Genomic DNA, 18,443 nt, shown 5'->3' on the forward strand with positions numbered 1-18,443 from the left:
GTAGATTGATAGGCTACTGATAATCTACTTTTTATAAAAAGTTAATCTGGTTTTCATAAAAAGTAGATTTTCAAAGCAAGAATTCAATAAAAAAAGTGTATCAGCTATGCGAGCTAATACACTTTTTGGGTATTTTGAACCATTTCACTCCCAATCAAATCTACTTTTTAAGCACTAAAATCCATCAGGTCTTCATTATTGCTATTTGCAAAAAGTACATTGATGCGGGATATGAAACTTTTTACCATCTCGGAGGTCTTGTTATATTCCAGACTATGTTTGTTTACTGCGGCATATTTTACAGGAGCGTAGTTCCCATTGTAGTGCTCGATGAAGTATTCTACTGCCTGCTTCACATTGTCAGGCAAAGCCCATTGGCAGAAAATATATTCATACATTCCCATCAGTTTGTGCTTGAAATCAGCTGGCAGCAGTTCGTCGAAGTGGCTTATTACGTATCTTATTTTCTTGATGGTTTTTGGATTGTTGCCCCAAAGCATCTTCTCTTTAATGGTTATATCCTCATTTTCGGTTTTAGCTTCGATAAGGCATAGATGATCCATCGAGGCACAGTTCTGCTTGTGGAATTCGCCTTGCGCAAATCCTTCCTCTGAAGCATAGTGTAGGTACGCCTGGTAAGCAGGTGTTGTAGCCTTGAGATACTCTATCGTATCTTCGGAGATGAGCATAATCGTATTTTCCATACGTTTGTATGCTTTTTGTCTGTATTTATCCAATATGCATTTACTTTTGATAGGATCCTTGCGTATAGCCAGTTCTTCTTGTAGAATTTCTGCACAGATATCCATACATTCCTTTTCTGCCTTGAAGAATTTAATCATCTCGTTATACAGCCCCTGTACTGCTGGCGGAAAGCTTTCCAGTTCAAACAAATCAGGCTGGTATATTTCATCTCCAAGTAATGAAGCATCGATTACCGATTTGGGCGGAATATTATACATTTCGCATTCTGCAGCCGAAGGATGCTTTCGCGGGCAGAATTTCTTGAGGATGATTTTCAGAGGGGACAAGTGACTTCTGATATGTCTTAGAACTTCGCTTACTGAATTGTAGTAGTTGTTGTGGTCTGTGGCAAATTGATTATTGAAAGAGGGTTCAAACTTTTTCAGTCGTTCCAGTTCTTTTTCCATTTTGTCGCAGGCTTGGGCTATGAATCCTGAAAGTTGTTCTATTTCGTCCAGATCCTTGTGCTTCATTTCCAGGGCACAGGTAAGGCGATTTGCTCCATTCTCTTCAAATTTGGAGACTATTTCCTTTATCTGATTTAGTCGGTCTAGTGTAGGCTCGATATCAGAATGGTAATATGCCTTGCGGCATTTTTCTTTTTGGTCTGTTGTCATTTTTTAGGTTGTGTCTTTAATTTATATAATTTATCTTTATAATTTCCCTCCACATCAATCAGACCTTTATCAACGAGCGTTTTGAGATAATCTCGTGTTCTTGAAACTTTCAGGCCTGTAGCTTTTGAAATGGATTTCAGATCAGATTTTCCGTTATTGACGATGAAATTGATGATTTCCTGCTGGTTGTCTCCAATTGGGATTTGTTCATTCGGTAGGATGATTTCCTTGCAGGTTTTATCATGATTCATCGATGCTATCAGCTCGAATACCCGGTGCATCTGGCTATAGGCAATCTTATCTTCTGGCGTAGTCTCGCTTAGCCGGGAGAGTTCCTTGGCATAACCTAGAGCTCGCTGAAGATCGCCGTTTTCCGTAAGATAGTTGTAAAGCTTGTTCTTGCGGAAATATCTTACGGTCTTTTCGTAGCCAGGCATATAGCGCTGAAGCTCAGGAATAAGCTGCTCATAGCAGTCGTAACGCTTCACGGAAAGTTGAGGCAGGAAATGCAGCAGAAACCAGAATTCCGTGCATGGATTGGTTTCCACCCAAAGAATCTTATGGCTGCTCTTCTTGCGTATCTTGGAGTAAGTTTCCATTTCTTTGGGATTCTGCAACAGACGGTCCATATCAACAAGGCAGATTACATAGTCGGTTTCGCATTTTACATACGACTCTGCCAATTTTGCCATGTGAGGAATGTCGGAATGTTGGGGAAAATCGGGCGCCACCTTGAAGGGATAGCGGCAGGCGACGCGGAGCGAGTCGAAGTAGAACCACTCCGTCTCGCCTTCACCTATGATTGCTATACTTTTCTTTACTGCCATATTCTAATCCTCCTTATCTAGATAAATACTTCCAAGGAATGGTAAATCCACCAGCTTGCCTTGCTTGTAGGCATGATATGGATTCATCGTCTTGTGCAGACCCAGCGAACTGAGACGCTTCAGCTGGGTGGCACCTTCACGGCTCTTGTCTGTAAACCATACCACATCCCGACGGATGTAGCCTTCGTTCAGCAGATTGATGTCGTGAGTAGTCATGAGCAGCTGGCTAGAACCCTCGCTGTTGGCAAGAAACAACTTGATGAAGTAGGAGAGAAGCTCATAATGGATGCTCGTTTCCACCTCGTCGATAGGGATGAAGTTGTTGTGGTGAAGCACATAATAAAGCACAACCGACATGCCCAGAAACCTGTGGGTGCCTGCCGATTCCATTTGTTCGTGTAAAGTATATTCGCCGCCGTCGCCCTTATGCTGGAAGAGGATTTCATCATGTTTAAGCGTACCACGGCGGAGCATCTCTACCTTAGCCTCCTCTGGGATGGGAGCACTCTTGATGGTCTTCTCCATTTCCGGAGTGATACTTTCTTCGCGGTCATCTAGAGAAAGGTCGGTGATGTTGAAGTCGCTCGCTTTCAGCATCTGTAATAGAAAGCGTTTCTTCCTGCCATCCTTGTCATGGCGCAATTCGTCTTTCACATTGAAGGTCAGGGAGGCGCGCGGGCTCAGCGTATCCCGCATTCCCGAATAGAAGAATTCTGCCACGATATTCAGCCGTGATGTGGTTGCATTTGATTGTCCAAAGGCTGCCATAACCGTACAGTTGTTGGTAGTATTGCCGGCGATGGCACGCTGGGTGGCTTTGTTGATGCCCGATTTGCTGCCAAAGGTAACTTCCGAGTGGTCTGTTTCCTGCTGGTAGCTGCGGCTGTATAGCTTGGTAGGGCGTGAGCTTGTATAAACCATCAGCATCTCCTCGTAGATTCGCTTTTCGTCGAATTCCAGGCTTAGGACGTATTTTTCCCGGTTGAGCCAGAAGGTCATCTGCATCGAGGAGTGTTCCTTGCGGCTGTGATTATCCAGAAGAAAAGGAACGTACCCCATTCCCGTATTCTTGTTTTCCGGCTTGTCGAGCATGGTGCGGCGGAAGAATGCGAGGGCATCGAGCAGCGTGGTTTTGCCGCTGGCGTTGCTACCATACACGATACCAATCTTGAGGAGTTCAACACCTTCTGCCACTTCGTATAGGTATTGGTTTCTCATCTTGTCATCATTCGTAGGAAGGAAGCTGAGCGTTTGCTTTTCTCTGATGCTGAAGAAGTTTTGTATTTGAAATTCCTGTATCATAGCTGTTGTTTTTGCTGCAAATATACGATAAAAAAGCAGAATTTCAAAATGAAAATTTGTGTTTCGTAAAAAATTCACGTTATTTAATATTAAAAGCAGCGTTTTCCGTATTTTTTCCTATTTTAAAGAGGCTTTTTGTTGGCGAAATACTGTTTAAAAGTAGCATAAAGGCTTTTCTTAAACCTGCTAATGAGTTATAAAAATGAAAATAAATCCCATTTCATTTTGTTTTTTGCCGGTTTCTTCGTACCTTTGCGCATGGATTCGGCATGAGCCGCTTCCAGACATTTTAGTAAAAACAAAGCATTGACTATTATTGTGGTCTTCCGGAAAAAGCGTAGGAAACTTTCTTTCTGAATATACGACCGCACCAATAATGGTTGGCTTCATCTGTGGTAAGCATAGGTGAGCCTCTCGTCAAATATGTAGAGTCAATGTTCATGCCCGATATAGGGTGTGAGCATTCTTATATTTGACGGTGGTTCAGACTTTCCTACGCTTGCCACGGAAGACCTTAAGAATCGTTCACACCCTTCTTTTGTGTCTTTTTGTGAGTAGCCTGATGATAGTTGGATGCAGAATCTAACTATCGAATAGAATGGACAAATTAAATCTCTATCATGAGCTTGAACAGCTCTTGCGAAAGAATAGTCGTTATTGTATGGATGACGGTAGATTATTGAAGAACCGAATTGTGGAGGATGCTTTGAGCATTCAGCCTCTTCTTGTAAAGGAACTTCTTGGTAATGAAAAAATGAAGAAGGTGTTCTTTACCGATGTTGAGGGGGTAATGGTCTTTGATAAGATAAAGTTCCAGCGTTTTGTATCTGATACTCAATTTTTGGGCGGCAGCTATACGATGTTCAAAAACAAAATCGGTTTGGCTAATGAAAATGGCCGCTTTGTGAGTGAAAGCAGAGAGGTGGTTCTTTCCTGGCCTTATAAGGACTGTATGCTTGAAGGTGGCCAAACGAAAGAAGATGCAAAGCGAAACGAAGTATTTTGGAATGAGACTCTGGCTCCAGATGAGGTGAACCGATTGACAGAACCAAAGGTCTTCTCTAACTTTAAGCGTTATGATAAGGAAGGTGAGCATCAGGTGGATCATCTTTCTGATAATGATAATTTAATCATCAAAGGTAATAATCTGCTGGCCTTACATTCTTTGAAGAAAAAGTATGCGGGGCAAGTAAAATTGATTTATATTGATCCGCCGTATTATTTTAGGAAAAAATTATCAACTGATACATTTAAATATAATTCAAATTTTCACCTTTCTACATGGCTTACTTTTATGAGAGATAGATTAGAATGTGCAAAACATCTGTTAGCACCTTCAGGAACTATATGGATACATATGGGAGATGAAGGAATGCATTATCTTAAACTTGTAGCCGACCAAGTTTTTGGAATAAATCATTTCATAGGAACGCTTCCTAGGCGTACACGAAATGGAAAATCTGATGTTCCATTTAATTTTTCTCAAGATTTTGATTGGCTTCTCGTTTATACAAATGTAGAAGAAAGTCAAGCTGTAATGGGGAGAGCTGTTGAACGAAAATATTACACGACAGAAGACTATCCTGGAAAGCCGTGGAGACTTGCTGACTTGACTAAGCAGACAACAGCAAAAGAAAGAGAAAATTCTTTCTTTACTATGGTTGATCCAAAGACTGGAAAAGAATATCCTCCAAGTGAAAAGAGAACGTGGTGCATAACAAAAGAGACATTTGACTTTCACTACAAAAGAGGGTATATTGTCTTTCCTGATGATTATGACTTTCTTAAAATAACAAAACCATATAGTCGAAAATTCAAATATGAAGACGAGGCCAATGGTAAGTTAAGTTCAATAATATCTGATTGTCAAATTCAGCAGTTCTTAAAGTCATTATTGTATGATTGCAAAAATGAAATAGGTAATAACGAAATTAATGATCTTTTTGGGCGTGATGAGTTTGATTATGCTAAGCCTGAGAATTTAATTAAGATAATTATGGAGGCTGTAACTAATGAAGGTGATTTGGTTATGGATTTCTTTTCTGGTAGTGGTACAACTGTAGCTGTAGCTCATAAGTTAGGGAGAAAGTATATTGGTTGTGAACAGATAGACCATCAAATAGAGTTAACAGTTAATCGGCTTAATGAGGTAATTTGTGGAGAACAAGGCGGAGTCTCTAAGAGCATCGGCTGGCAAGGTGGTGGCTCTTTCGTCTATTGCGAACTTTCAAAAGCGAATGGAAAATTTGCTGATGAGATAGAAAATGCAGAAACAACCGGTCAATTGATGGATATCTGGAATCGCATGAAGGCTACAGATTATTTGAACTATAAGGTTGACGTAAAAGAAGTAGATGCCAACGTGGCAGACTTTGAAGGTTTGAACTTGGACGATCAGAAACGCTTCCTTATAGAATGTCTGGACAAAAATCTGCTTTATGTCCCTCTATCTGATATAGACAGTAATGAGTATGGTGTGACTGATGAGGATAAGCGTTTGACACGTGAGTTCTATCATAAAAACTGATAAAGATGGCAAAACTACAAGACACTTTAGATAAAATGTTTGGGCAACTAAATATAGCCCAAACGCAATTGCCGGAATATTTTGAAACGGGATTGAATCCTTCAAAACGTCTGCGCCCATATCAGGAGGAATGTATGAAGTATTTTCTGACTTACATGAATCCCGATAAAAACTTTGATGGGAAAGAACGAAGTCCTCATCTACTCTTCCATATGGCTACTGGCTCCGGAAAGACGATGATGATGGCACTTGCTATGCTTTATCTTTATGAGCGTGGATATAGAAACTTTCTATTCTTTGTCAGCAGCAATAATATTGTAGAGAAGACGCGTGATAATTTCTTAAATTCGTCTTCTTCAAAATATCTGTTTGCACCAATTCTTACTATAGAAGGCAGAAAGGTGGAAGTGAAAGAAGTGAAAAACTTCCAAGGGACAGATTCTGATAGCATCAACCTTTGTTTGACTACCATTCAAGGTTTGCATGCAGATTTGACTGCGGAAAAAGAGAATGCTTTAACTTATGAAGATTTTACGGCAGAACCTGTTGTGCTAATTGCTGATGAAGCACATCATCTGAATGCTGAGACAAAAGCGGCAAACAAACGTAGCAGGGAAGAGGCAGAAAACGTTCAAAACTGGGAGCGGACTATTGACAATATCTTTCAGAGAGATAATGGAAAACTACCGAATATTTTGTTGGAGTTTACTGCTACTATGGATTTAGCAGATCAGGCTATTGCCCAGAAATATGATGATAAAATAATCTTTGATTATACATTAAAGCGCTTTCGTGAAGATGGTTATTCCAAGGAGGTTGAGACTTTCGTAACAGACTTGGACGAATTGGATCGTGCTCTTCAGGCTATGATTCTGAGCCAGTACAAACGCAAGGTTTTTGTAAAGTTGGGACAAGACATCAAGCCTGTAATAATGCTGAAGTCGAAAACCATCAAGGAGAATAAGGCTAACTATGAAGCTTTCAAAGAGCGTGTTGCAACACTCAAACTATCTGATATTAGCAATATTAGAAATAGAGCAAAGGAAGATCTGTTGGCGGCTTTTGATTATTTTCAATCAAATGGTGTGACAGATGAAAATCTTATTTTGGAATTGCAGAATGATTTTTCCGAAAAGCGTCTGTTGCTTGTGGATGGTAAAACGATTACGCCAGAGAAACAAAGGCTGCTCAATTCTCTAGAAGATGCTTCAAATGGCATCAGAGCGATTTTTGCCGTTGATATGCTGAATGAAGGATGGGATGTATTGAATCTCTATGATATAGTACGACTTTATGATACTCGTGATGCTAACGGAGGCAAGCCTGGAAAAACAACTATGCAGGAAGCTCAGCTTATAGGAAGAGGTGCCCGCTACATGCCTTTCAGAGACCCCTCTGATGATTCTTTGCCGATAGATAAGCGTAAATACGATTGTGATGTTGCTAATCCTTGTCGTGTAGTAGAAAAACTGCATTATCATAGTGCTCATAATCCACGCTATATCCAAGAGTTGCGCAACGCCCTTATTCAGACTGGAATTATGGCCGAGCATCATGTACAAATCAATCTTTTTATGAAAGATGACTTTAAGAAAAGCCGCCTCTATACCAAAGGGATTGTGTTTGTAAATGAAAGAAAAAAAGTGGCCGAAATGGAAGATGATGGCACTTTAGGCAAGTCTATTCTTGATAAGATATTTACTGTTAAAATGCCGACAGGGAAAATGTCTACAGGAATCATCTTTGGAGATAATGCTTCGGCTGAAGAGTTGACTAGCCTTACCGTACCGCAATTTGATTTTTTACGGATTGGAAGTCACGTTGTTCGTTCAGCTATGAATAGGTTTTCTACTTATACTTACGAGGTGTTGCATGAGTTGTATCCAAGTTTAAAATCTTGTGCTGAATTTGTAGCATCGGATAAATATCTTGCAAAACTTCAGGTGAAGGTAATAGGCAAATATGCTTCACTTGCAGAATACGGGCAAGCTGATAAACTATATATAGCTAAAGAACTTCTGAGACAGTTAGAACCTTTGCTTAGAACTCGTGGGAAAACTTATCGGGGAACGAAGACTTTTCTGCCGTTGCCGTTTAATAAGCAATTTCGAGATAATATAATTCTTAAGGTAAACGTATCTGGAGGAGAAAAAGAATTTGGGCGTTCGCAGAAGAATCCGGCAAATATCGATTATACTCTTGATCTTTTTGAAAAAGATTGGTATGCCTATAACGATAATTTCGGTACTTCTGAAGAAAAGGCACTTGTGAAGTATATTGATGGAATCATGCCAAAACTCAAAGAAAAGTATGATGAAATATATCTTGTCCGTAATGAGAAGGATGTCTGCATCTACAGCTTTGATGAAGGTGGTGCTTTTGAACCAGATTACATATTGTTTCTTCGCATAAAGGGAGATGATGCTAAGTATGATAATTTGCAGATCTTTATAGAACCGAAGGGAAATCAACTGCTTCTGAAGGATAAATGGAAAGAAAAATTTCTATTGCAAATCCAACAGATGGCAGACGTACATTGGATAACTAAGGCTGATAGCTTTAATGTATGGGGATTACCTTTCTATAATGAGGAAAGAGAAGCTGCATTCAATACGGATTTTAAAGAGGCTGTTATTGATTTTGGAGCATTAAAAACGAAGAATAAGGCTTGGAAGATTCTAAAGGAGAATAGCATCTCTCCTTCCGACCGCTTCACCCGTTTCCTCCCTCTGTATTCCATCCAGGCAGCCTGCGGCTACTTTGATAAATATGAGGAACCTGAGGCGGAAGGATGGGTGGATGTATCCTCATTACCATTCACTCCGAATAGGGAAATGTTCGTGGTTCACGCTAAAGGCAACTCTATGTTGCCGAAAATTAAGGATGGCGACTTATGCGTGTTTGAGCGTTATCAAGGAGGTTCGAGAGAAGGAGAAATCGTACTCTCGCAGGTAAACGAATATTACGAGGAGTATGGCGGAAAATATACCATCAAAAAGTTTCATAGTGAGAAAACTGTGAATGAAGAAGGGGTGGAAGTTCATTTAAAGATAGAACTGCAGCCGCTCAACAAAGATGGCTTCCAGACCATAGAAATTCCAGAAGATAATGAAGCAAATATTGCCGTTGTCGGCATCTTGAAATACATTATCCGTTAACGATAAAAGGGCAAAAGCATTACCTTGTCAATATATGGTATGATGCTTTTGCCCTTTCTCTCTGTATGTCTTTTATTTCATTTTATTCCACTTCCTCGCACATTGCCATTTCTGTTCCCCGGTAAATCACAACGAGCTGATGAAGCTTCGTGGTCTTCACGGATTCGCGCACGATGTCGCTATCGGCGTAGCGCCTTATCTGGGCAGAGGCTTCCTCGAAGAGATGGTTCAGCTGTTCATCGCTGGTGCCCGACTTGCAATATTTCAGTTCCACGATGTAGGAATCTTCCAGGTCCTTATAAATGTCGCAAAGGGGCAGCAGGAAGATGTCGGCATAACCGCCGTCGTTGTCGAGTTCTGAGATAGGACGGTAGAACTTGCATTGGCTCGTCATCGCCAGAGTGAAACCATGAACGTAGGCTTCGCCCTTCTGCTTGTCGCGCTGGGAGGAGAAGCGCTTCAGACAATCGGCTATGTAGGCAAAGTAGGGCTTGAATGCGCCTTCGTAAGCCAACTTGCTCTCCAGCTGGGTCTTGTCGTATTGCTCAAAGGTGAGGTCGTTCTCCTTGTAGGTATCCAGCAGATAGGTGTACATCTGGTCGCGCACCACCTCGTTGGGAACCACGAAGCGGGTGTTGCCCTGATAGGTACCGTCTATCGTTACCATGCCGAAATAGAAGAGCAGGCTCAGGAAATTGTCGGGATCGTTGATGCGCTCGGCTGGGAAATTCTCCATCAGGGTTCCCGTGGTGAATCCCTTGGTCACGATATCCTGTATGATGCTGGCATCGTGAGCAAACTCCCTGTCGTGGCGGATGAGCATGCGTATCTTGTCGTAGTCGATGCGGATGTTGGTTTCCACCAGCTTCTTCGGAATATCATAGTTGTTGCGGATGTAATTATCTACAAAGTAGAGCACCATCACGGAGTTGTACATGGTTGTGTTGCCGTACTTTTCTTCTGAGAAGCAATAATTGTCGTACCATGGCTTCATCACTTCTATCAGCTCATCCACGCTGTGGCGGAATGGCAGCACGCTGGCGTAATAAGCCAGCATTTCACGCACTTCCTCCTCGGTGAATCCCACCATCTCGTTGAACTCCGGAGACAGGGAATAGTTGGTACCGATGTTGAAACCGCTGGTCAGATCGTCCATTGTTACTGGACTTACTCCTGTAACGAAAACTCTGCCCAGTGAATCTCCGGCGGCTCCCTTGATTGTGTCGAAGAAATGTCGCAGATATCCCTCGCCGTGAGTCTGCTCGCGATATCGGGTTTCATGCTCCTTGTGGGCAAGAATCTGATTGGTAAAGTGGTCGTATTCATCGATGAAGAGATAGATTTTCAAGCCTGCTTCAGCACATTTGTCGCATAGAAATCCCAATTGGGCAACGGCATCTTCCTTTTGGTTCATCTCTTCCTTTGTGTCCGGTGGCAAAAGGTGGGCGTATCTGCTGCAGAAGGAATTGAACTTGTTGTTGCAATGGGCATCAAGTCCTTTTTTATAATTATCCAATCCTGCTGAAATCATGGCAAAATTCAGATGCAGGATGAGGTAGCTGTTGCGTTCAGGGGTAGGATTCTCTCCGATGTAAAGCTTGCCGAAGAGGCTTTCAAACTTATCCTTCTTGTTGATGTCGTAATAGTTTTCGAGCATGGAGAGGGTAAGGCTCTTGCCGAAACGGCGAGGGCGAATGAAGAAGAAATACATGTTAGATTCTTCTATTTTCTCTATGAATGGGGTCTTGTCAACATAGTAACAATCTCTTTCCATTACATCCTCAAAGTTCTGCATTCCGTAAGGGATGCGCTTGCGATAGATTCGCTTTTGTCTTTCTATTTTTGCCATAATCGAAACCATTTTTTGTTTTATGTCGCAAAGTTAAGATTATTATTTGGAATAAGCAAAGTTTTCGGGGCTTTTTCTTGGTGGTTAATCAGAAAATGAGTAGTTTTGTGGGCGTGAATCTTCTCTGTAATAAGGGAATAAAATCTTCCTGATGATGAGGAAATCTATTCCTGATGGGGGAGATTGAGATAAAACAAAATATGAATCATAACGAAAATAGCGAAAAGATGAATCAAATTACGATGCTCGGAACGGGAAATGCTATGGTTTCCCAGATTTATAATACCTGTTTTCTGCTCAAGACTTCCAGCACTCTGATGCTGGTGGATGCGGGCGGAGGAAACGGAATCCTCTCGCAGCTGAAGAAGGTAATCAAGACCATCATCGACATGATTCTTGCCAAGAAGCAACTGGCTAAGGTGGCTGAAAGGGTGGTTTCTGTTCTCTTTTGGGTACACGAACTCCGGTGGTCTTAAATCAACCTCACCAAGAGTCTTGCCCTTTGCTCCTTCAAGTAGAGTATAGACTTGTTCTTTCGTAAACTTTCTATCTTCTGATACAGCCATCAGCTAATTTTTTTAATTGTTTCCATGCGTTTCTTGCACATGTTGACCGAAGTCAATATGCAAAGGTACTAAAACTTTCATAAACTTGGCGTCTGATCACGATCTTTAACTCTAATCTTTAGAAAAAAACAGATCTTTTGGCAGGCTGTTTTTATCGCCTTAATGAAATAAGGTATACATCTGGCTGCGCACAGCCTCATTGGTAATTTCAAATCGGTACCATAAATTCATCTGCCAAGGTCGGGGTTCAGCAAGAAAATCCTATAATTTCTTGGCAGTTTCAATAAAAATGCGTATCTTCGCAGCAGATTTATAGAATCTAAAATAATTAATTATGGGTAGATACATCAACCCTTTTACCGATTGGGGCTTCAAGCGTCTCTTCGGTCAAGAGTTCGGCAAGGACTTGCTGATTAATTTTTTGAACGACTTGTTTGAAGGCGAGTTTCAAATCAAGGACGTAACATTCAAGGATAAGGAACAGCTTGGAGATTCTAATGATCTCCGTGGCTGCATCTTTGATATCTATTGTGTAACCGACGATGGCAAGCATTTCATCGTTGAGATGCAGAACAGATGGGTACCTTTCTTTGTGAATCGTTCCATCTATTATGCTAGTAAGGCTTTTGTCGCCCAGCGCAAGAGGTTTGATGAAGCAGGTGAGCGCACTCCTGTTTTATACCAGTTTGTGCCGGTGTATGTGGTTTGCATCATGAATTTTATGCCAAGGGAGCATGAGGTGACAAAGTTTAGGACAGACGTTGCTTTGAGGGAGAAGTCTAGCGACTCAATGTTTTCTGACAAGCTTCGTTTCATCTATCTTTCTCTTCCCTTCTTTGATAAGAGTGAGGAAGAATGCGAGACTGGTTTTGAAAAATGGATTTATGTATTGAAATATATGGAAGTATTGGAAAGATTGCCTTTTACGGCACAGAAGAAGATATTCAATCATCTTGCTAAATTGGCTGATGTTCGTTGCTTGAGTAGTGAGGAGCAGGAAAAATACGATGAAAGTATTAAGGCTGTTGACGATTACTACTCCGGCCTTTATGGCTCTTATGTTGAAGGAGAGGAAAAGGGAATTGCTAAAGGTAGAGCGGAAGGTGAACTGTCTAAAGGTTTGGAAGTAGCCCGCAACCTATTGGCAATGGGTATGACTTTGCCTCAGATTATGAAGGCTACAGGATTGAATGAAGAGCAGTTGAAGCAGCTTTAGGAGTTGTTCCGGAAGATAATGAAACCAAGATTGCTACCATCGGCATTTTGAAATACATTATCTGCTAAAGATAAAAGGGCAAAAGCATTACCTTGTCAATATATGGTATGATGCTTTTGCCCTTTCTTTCTGTATGTCTTTTATTCCACTACCTTTTATTCCACTTCCTTCCAATCTATCAGTCCCTTGCCCTGTTCGTCCAGTTCCACGGCCAGGGCTACCACTTTTATCTACGAGAACGGATTTGCCAAAGCGGCGTGGGCGGCTCAGGTAATTATACTTTTTTCCCCTGTTGGCAAGTTGCCAGATAGTATCTGTCTTGTCAACATAAAGGTATCCTTTCTCTCTGATTTCTTCAAATGACTGGATGCCTACTGGTAATATTCTATTGTTCATTTCTGCCATAATCGCTGATACTTTATACTTTTATGCCGCAAAGTTAAGATTATTATTTGGAATAAGCAAAGTTTTCGGGGCTTTTTCTTGGTGGTTTATCAGAAAATGAGTAGTTTTGCGGACGTGAATCAAATAGATAACGAATAAGATAATGGATAAGAAAACGAATCAAATTACGATGCTCGGAACGGGAAATGCTACGGTTTCCCAGATTTATAATACCTGTTTTGTGCTCCAGACTCCCAGCACCCTAATGCTGGTGGATGCGGGCGGAGGAAACGGAATCCTCTCGCAGCTGAAGAAGGTGAATGTCCAGATTTCTGATATTCATCACCTCTTCGTTACCCATGCCCATACCGACCATGTGTTGGGTGTGATCTGGGTAATCCGAATGGTGGCACAATGCAAGGGTTACGAGGGATTGCTGCATGTTTATGGAAACGATAAGGTGATGAAGGTGATCAAGACCATCATCGACATGATTCTTGCCAAGAAGCAACTGGCTAAGGTGGCTGAAAGGGTGGTGTTCCATCAGCTGGAAGATGGCGATTGCTTCGAAGTGGGGGATATGAAGCTGGAATGCTTTGATATTCAGTCTACTAAGGAGAAACAGTTCGGATTCCGGGCTGAGTTGCCAGGAAATTCAGAAAATAATGTTTCAGAAGATCATGCTGCATCCGATAATGCTTCTTCTGATGAATCGGGTAAACCTTTGGTCTTGGCGTGCCTGGGCGATGAGCCTTATAACGAGCAGAACAGCCGCTACATAGTGGGGGCTGACTGGATGATGTGCGAGGCGTTCTGCCTCTATGCCGACCGCGATACGTTCAAGCCTTACGAGAAATGCCACAGCACGGCGCTTGATGCCGGAAAACTGGCGGAGGAACTGGGCGTGAAGAATCTTATCCTATATCATACGGAGGAGAAAACGCTGGCTAATCGTAAAGAAAATTATACCCGTGAAGCCGCTGAGAACTTCAAGGGTAGAATCTTCGTTCCTGATGATTTGGAAGTGATAGAGCTGTAGGATTTTCTTTGTCCCACAGATTTCGCAGATTTGCACAGATTTTGGACTTGTTCGGTCTTTGGATAAAAAGCACGCAGATTTCGCAGATGACGCAGATTTTTTTGTTGGAGATTTGTGTTTCTTTGTCCCACAGATTTCACAGATTTACGCAGATTTTTTTGTTTGGATATTTGGGGAATTTTCCTTTCGATTATGGCAAGAAAGAATCTGTGTAAATCTGTGGAATCTGTGGGACTTTTGAAGAGGCTTACTTTTTCGCCTTTTTTAATACGCTTCTCCCTGCTCTATTTCTTCCTGCGTGATGCGCTTGCGGTCGATGGCGCGCCAGGCGAAGACGATGTAGGCTAGGACGAACGGGATGAGGAGGGAGGCTATCGCCATGGTGCGGAGCGTGAACTCGCTGCTGCAACTGTTTGCGAGGGTGAGCGAACTCTGAAGGTCGATGTTGGATGGATAGTAGGCGGTATTGTTCCAACCGGCTACCAGCAACAGAACCAGCACGGTAAGCACGGTTCCGATGCCCGTAAACCAGATTCCCTTTCTATACTGCACGCTCCTCGATGACTTGAAAATGCCGAAGAGAACGAGTACTACACCTATTAATAATATTACAATCAAGATTGGCATCTCCAGAAGATTGTGAAGATACTTCATACTCTCAATCGTAATGCTGGAAGAAGAAGTGCTGAATCCATCCTTTATCATTAATCTGATGAGGAATGGCAGGAAGAACAATAGGAAGAGCAGGGCATTCCATGGCAACTGGCGGGTGCAGCGCTCCTGAATCTGCTGGTGTTCGATGTTGTTCTTGATGTAGAGCATGCCCAGGATGCGGGCTAGCATCAGTACGGCAAGTCCCAGCACCACATTCCATGGGTCGAGTAGGGCATCAAGACCATGACTGGCGTTTGCCCAACGGCTGATGACGGGTTGCAGACTGTTGGTAATATTGCCCTTGTCTATCAGGAAATTGCTGCCGTTGAAGAAGGTGGCTACGGCGCCGCCAAGAAGCAGCGGACCCACGATGCCGTTGATAATGAGGCAAATCTGAAAGGTCTTCGGTCCAAGAAAATTACCTATCTTGTTCTGGAATTCATAGCTCACGGCTTGAATCACAAACGAGAACAGGATGATCATCCACAGCCAGTAGGCTCCGCCGAAACTGGTGCTGTAGAACAGCGGGAATGAGGCGAAGAAGGCTCCGCCGAAGGTGACGAGCGTGGTGAAGGTGAACTCCCATTTTCGTCCCGTAGAGTTGATGATGAGGCGACGCTCCTCTTCCGTTTTTCCCAAACAGAATATCAAGGTGTTGGCTCCCTGTACAAACATGAGAAACACCAGCAGGGCTCCTAATAATGATACGAGGAACCACCAGTATGATTGCAAAAATTCGTATGTCATAATACTTTCGGGTTTTGTTGTTTACTGAAAAACTATCCTATGATTCTTTTCGAAATCTTTCTGAAAAAACATTGATTATCAGAGAGATTAATCGTATTCCGGTCCTTTCTTGATCTGCTTCACCAGGATGCTGATTTCTACGGCAAGCATGGTGGTGAAGAGTGCCAGGAAGATGAAGAAGGTGGTGGCCACGCTGCCTGCCTCGATGTCGGAGATGGCGGCGCTTACTGGCAGCAGGTCTTGGATGGTCCAAGGCTGGCGACCGATTTCTGCTACTATCCAGCCCGATTCTGAGGCGATGTAAGCCAGCGGAATCATGATGATGGCGGAAATGAGGAACCATCGGTATTGGGCGATTTCCTTCTTATAAACCAAGAAGAGGCTGAGGGCGAAGAAGAGGATGAGCAGGCAGCCTACTCCCACCATCAGGCGGAAGGCGTAGAAGCAGATCGGGATGCTCGGCACCAGTTCCCTGGCGTCCTTGATGTAACCATATCCGAAGTATTTCATGTTCTCCCTGAGGATAGGGAGCTGGTCTTGCGCCTTGGTTTCGCGATAGGTTTTCAGGGCAACAATCGCCTTCTTGCCCCGGGCTATCTTTTCCTGAACGGATGGTTCCCGGGTGCCATCCTCGTGGGTGTAACCCTTGAGAATATCGTTTACGCCTGGCACGTAGCCATCGGCTGTGCGGGTGGCTAAGAACGAGAGCATGTTAGGGATGGCGATGCGCATGGCTGGCTCCTGCTCGTTTTCGTAATCGGGCTGCCGGAAGGGATGAACGGCTGCTATCGCCGTAAGGCTCTCACCCTTTCCACCATTATATAATGCTTCCATCGCAGCCAGTTTCATTGGCTGCACCTGTGCCACCCGATAGGCGGAATTGTCGCCGGTCATCGCAGCCAGCAGGGTGGCGATGAGTCCTACTCCGGCACCCATCTTGATGCTCGCCTTGGCAAGTTGGGTTTCTCTCTTCTTCAGGAGATACCAGCAGCTTACGGCTACCACGAAGGTGGCTCCGATGATCCAGGATGAGGTGACGGTGTGGGTGAACTTGTTGATGGCGAATGGCGAGAGTGCCACATCCAGGAACGAGGTCATCTCGAAGCGCATGGTGTCGGGATTAAATTCCTGACCTACAGGATATTGCATCCAGGCGTTGGCTACGAGAATCCACCAGGCAGAAATGGTGGCTCCAAGTCCCGTGAGCCAGGTAGAGGCAAGGTGGAAGCCCCGGCTCACCTTATCCCAGCCGAAGAACATCACGGCCACGAAGGTGCTCTCCATGAAGAATGCCAGGATGCCTTCGATGGCTAGGGGAGCGCCGAATACGTCGCCCACGAACCAGGAGTAGTTGCTCCAGTTGGTGCCGAATTCAAACTCCAGGATGATTCCCGTGGCAACACCCATGGCGAAGTTGACGCCAAAGAGTTTTTGCCAGAAACGGGTTACGTGCTTCCAGAACGGTTTGTTGGTGCGGTAGTAGCATGTTTCGGCGATGCCCATGATTACTGCCAGTCCCAGGGTGAGCGGCACGAACAGCCAATGGTAGATGGCCGTGAGTGCGAATTGCGCCCTCGACCAGTCGATGGTGGCTGATGTAATGTCTAACAATAGATTTGTCATCATAGTTGAACGGTTTTAAAATTGTTATTATATAATGTTTTTGTATTTCTTTCTATCTGAAGGTTGCGGGGATTCTGAGTCTTATCTGTTCAGAATTTCCTTGGATACGAAGCCCGCCTTATCTCCATTCTTTGCATTACTGTTAATATAATTCGGAAAGAAAAAGAGCTTGAGCACCAGGAAGATGATGGCAAGCTTGATGAGGATGATGGTCCAGAGCGTCCTGCCCAGGGTCATCGTCCTGAAACCATCGTAATAGAGATGGAAAATCCGGGATAGCAGTCCTTGCTTCATCGGTTTTACATCCGTTTTCATCAGGTTTTTATCCTTTTTCTTCTGCATAAGCACTCCTTCTTAAAAAAATCTGCTGCAAATCTACAATAAATAATTGTAACTACCAAACATTTTATTGAAAAAGATACAAAAAGAAAAGAATTTGTTTCTAGATAGTCTATTCAGGTTTTGCAAGTAGGTTCTGTTATTTTTTATTCCCTTAAATTAAAATTTCCTCTCTAAAAATAGCTTATCTTTGCTGTCTCATTACATGAAATGAGATGTAAAAACCTTATAATATAAAATAGAAGAAAATGTGTATGATTATAGGAGTAGTAATTGTTAAGGTGGCGATGCTGGTAAGTCTTGCTGCCTATAAAATATTAAGATAACATTAAAATCATTAGGAAATGGAAATTACAGAAAGAATTCAGAGTAGAAAGGATGTAAAGGCGATTAGTGTTCGCCTTTTGGGTGATTATAAGTCTGTCAATTATATGGAGGCTTGGAACAAGTTGGGTGCTTATTGTCAGAAGCATCATCTTGATTATGATTGTCCGGATGCAGAATACATCAACATCTATCACGACAATCCGGCAACGACTCCTGCTGAAGCCTGTCGCACGGATGTTTGTATCGCAGCTCCTATCGTAGAGCAGCTTCAGCCTGAGGAAGGTGTGAACATTATTACGATTTATGGCGGTCGCTTCCTGGTTTATCGTTATCAGGGACCGTATGAGAATCTGGCAGAAGTTAACGCCAAGGTTTATGGCGAACTCCTTCCTGCATCTGGCGAGAAGGTGAAGTTGGGAAGCGGAGTGTTGGAAAATTGTCAGATGTTTGAGCGTTACCTGAACGACCCGGAGACAACGGCTCCGGAAGAATTGCTAACAGAAATTTGGATTCCGATAGAGTAG

Annotated in this window: 13 protein-coding genes and 2 pseudogenes; 6 read left to right on the forward strand and 9 right to left on the reverse strand. The window is 43.0% G+C overall.

The features are described 5' to 3' along the window. Positions 1 to 167 precede the first annotated feature (167 nt). The 4 genes and pseudogenes from ACQRBJ_RS06510 to ACQRBJ_RS06525 form a co-directional block, all read right to left on the reverse strand. On the reverse strand, positions 168 to 1,361 hold the full coding sequence (locus ACQRBJ_RS06510; protein WP_445303133.1) for a hypothetical protein: 1,194 nt from the start codon (positions 1,359 to 1,361) through the stop codon (positions 168 to 170). Then, positions 1,358 to 1,612 (reverse strand): winged helix-turn-helix transcriptional regulator, encoded by a 255-nt coding sequence (locus tag ACQRBJ_RS06515; protein WP_295347297.1) that lies wholly within the window; start codon positions 1,610 to 1,612, stop codon positions 1,358 to 1,360. Before ACQRBJ_RS06515 ends, ACQRBJ_RS06510 begins: the two co-directional genes overlap by 4 nt. Then, positions 1,610 to 2,188 (reverse strand): annotated as a pseudogene (locus ACQRBJ_RS06520) (RloB family protein); the annotation flags it as partial. The pseudogene ACQRBJ_RS06520 and the gene ACQRBJ_RS06515, both read right to left, overlap by 3 nt. Positions 2,189 to 2,191: 3 nt before the next feature. Next, positions 2,192 to 3,490 carry an AAA family ATPase gene (locus tag ACQRBJ_RS06525; RefSeq protein ID WP_445303134.1) on the reverse strand — a complete coding sequence of 433 codons (1,299 nt, stop codon included), beginning with the start codon at positions 3,488 to 3,490 and terminating at the stop codon, positions 2,192 to 2,194. A gap of 598 nt (positions 3,491 to 4,088) precedes the next feature. On the opposite strand from ACQRBJ_RS06525, the gene ACQRBJ_RS06530 reads away from it, so the two are divergent. Together ACQRBJ_RS06530 and ACQRBJ_RS06535 are read left to right on the forward strand one after the other, a co-directional pair. Beyond that, complete coding sequence (locus ACQRBJ_RS06530) at positions 4,089 to 6,017, forward strand: DNA methyltransferase (protein ID WP_441191925.1); 1,929 nt, start codon at positions 4,089 to 4,091, stop codon at positions 6,015 to 6,017. Between the two features lie 5 nt (positions 6,018 to 6,022). Beyond that, positions 6,023 to 9,175 (forward strand): DEAD/DEAH box helicase family protein, encoded by a 3,153-nt coding sequence (locus ACQRBJ_RS06535; protein ID WP_445303135.1) that lies wholly within the window; start codon positions 6,023 to 6,025, stop codon positions 9,173 to 9,175. A gap of 82 nt (positions 9,176 to 9,257) precedes the next feature. Here ACQRBJ_RS06535 and ACQRBJ_RS06540 read toward each other — a convergent pair whose 3' ends face one another. After that, the gene (locus ACQRBJ_RS06540) at positions 9,258 to 11,024 is read right to left on the reverse strand and encodes an AAA family ATPase (protein ID WP_445303136.1); all 1,767 of its coding nucleotides are present in this window, start codon (positions 11,022 to 11,024) and stop codon (positions 9,258 to 9,260) included. 227 nt (positions 11,025 to 11,251) lie between these two features. Between ACQRBJ_RS06540 and ACQRBJ_RS06545 the strand changes: the two are divergent. Both ACQRBJ_RS06545 and ACQRBJ_RS06550 read left to right on the forward strand, forming a co-directional pair. Next, a pseudogene (locus ACQRBJ_RS06545) lies at positions 11,252 to 11,422 on the forward strand (MBL fold metallo-hydrolase); the annotation flags it as partial. Between the two features lie 502 nt (positions 11,423 to 11,924). Beyond that, a complete protein-coding gene (locus ACQRBJ_RS06550; protein WP_445303137.1) occupies positions 11,925 to 12,806 on the forward strand; it encodes an Rpn family recombination-promoting nuclease/putative transposase in 882 nt (293 codons plus the stop codon). 87 nt (positions 12,807 to 12,893) lie between these two features. On the opposite strand, the gene ACQRBJ_RS06555 is transcribed toward ACQRBJ_RS06550, so the two are convergent. Next, on the reverse strand, positions 12,894 to 13,211 hold the full coding sequence (locus ACQRBJ_RS06555; RefSeq protein ID WP_445303138.1) for an AAA family ATPase: 318 nt from the start codon (positions 13,209 to 13,211) through the stop codon (positions 12,894 to 12,896). Between the two features lie 142 nt (positions 13,212 to 13,353). Between ACQRBJ_RS06555 and ACQRBJ_RS06560 the strand changes: the two genes are divergently transcribed. Next, positions 13,354 to 14,229: an MBL fold metallo-hydrolase gene (locus ACQRBJ_RS06560; protein WP_445303139.1), complete on the forward strand. Its 876-nt coding sequence runs from the start codon at positions 13,354 to 13,356 to the stop codon at positions 14,227 to 14,229. A 264-nt stretch (positions 14,230 to 14,493) separates the two neighbouring features. Here ACQRBJ_RS06560 and cydB read toward each other — a convergent pair whose 3' ends face one another. The 3 genes from cydB to ACQRBJ_RS06575 form a co-directional block, all read right to left on the reverse strand. Beyond that, positions 14,494 to 15,630, reverse strand: coding sequence for a cytochrome d ubiquinol oxidase subunit II (gene cydB, locus ACQRBJ_RS06565; RefSeq protein ID WP_445303140.1), 1,137 nt, complete (start codon positions 15,628 to 15,630; stop codon positions 14,494 to 14,496). 87 nt (positions 15,631 to 15,717) lie between these two features. Then, positions 15,718 to 17,253, reverse strand: coding sequence for a cytochrome ubiquinol oxidase subunit I (locus tag ACQRBJ_RS06570; protein WP_445303174.1), 1,536 nt, complete (start codon positions 17,251 to 17,253; stop codon positions 15,718 to 15,720). Positions 17,254 to 17,334: 81 nt separating this feature from the next. After that, positions 17,335 to 17,595, reverse strand: coding sequence for a DUF4492 domain-containing protein (locus ACQRBJ_RS06575; protein WP_294972062.1), 261 nt, complete (start codon positions 17,593 to 17,595; stop codon positions 17,335 to 17,337). A gap of 341 nt (positions 17,596 to 17,936) precedes the next feature. Between ACQRBJ_RS06575 and ACQRBJ_RS06580 the strand changes: the two genes are divergently transcribed. Beyond that, positions 17,937 to 18,443: a GyrI-like domain-containing protein gene (locus ACQRBJ_RS06580; RefSeq protein ID WP_295346224.1), complete on the forward strand. Its 507-nt coding sequence runs from the start codon at positions 17,937 to 17,939 to the stop codon at positions 18,441 to 18,443.

It is taken from the genome of Prevotella sp. SGI.167, assembly GCF_050313615.1.
In the GTDB taxonomy this organism is placed as follows: domain Bacteria; phylum Bacteroidota; class Bacteroidia; order Bacteroidales; family Bacteroidaceae; genus Prevotella.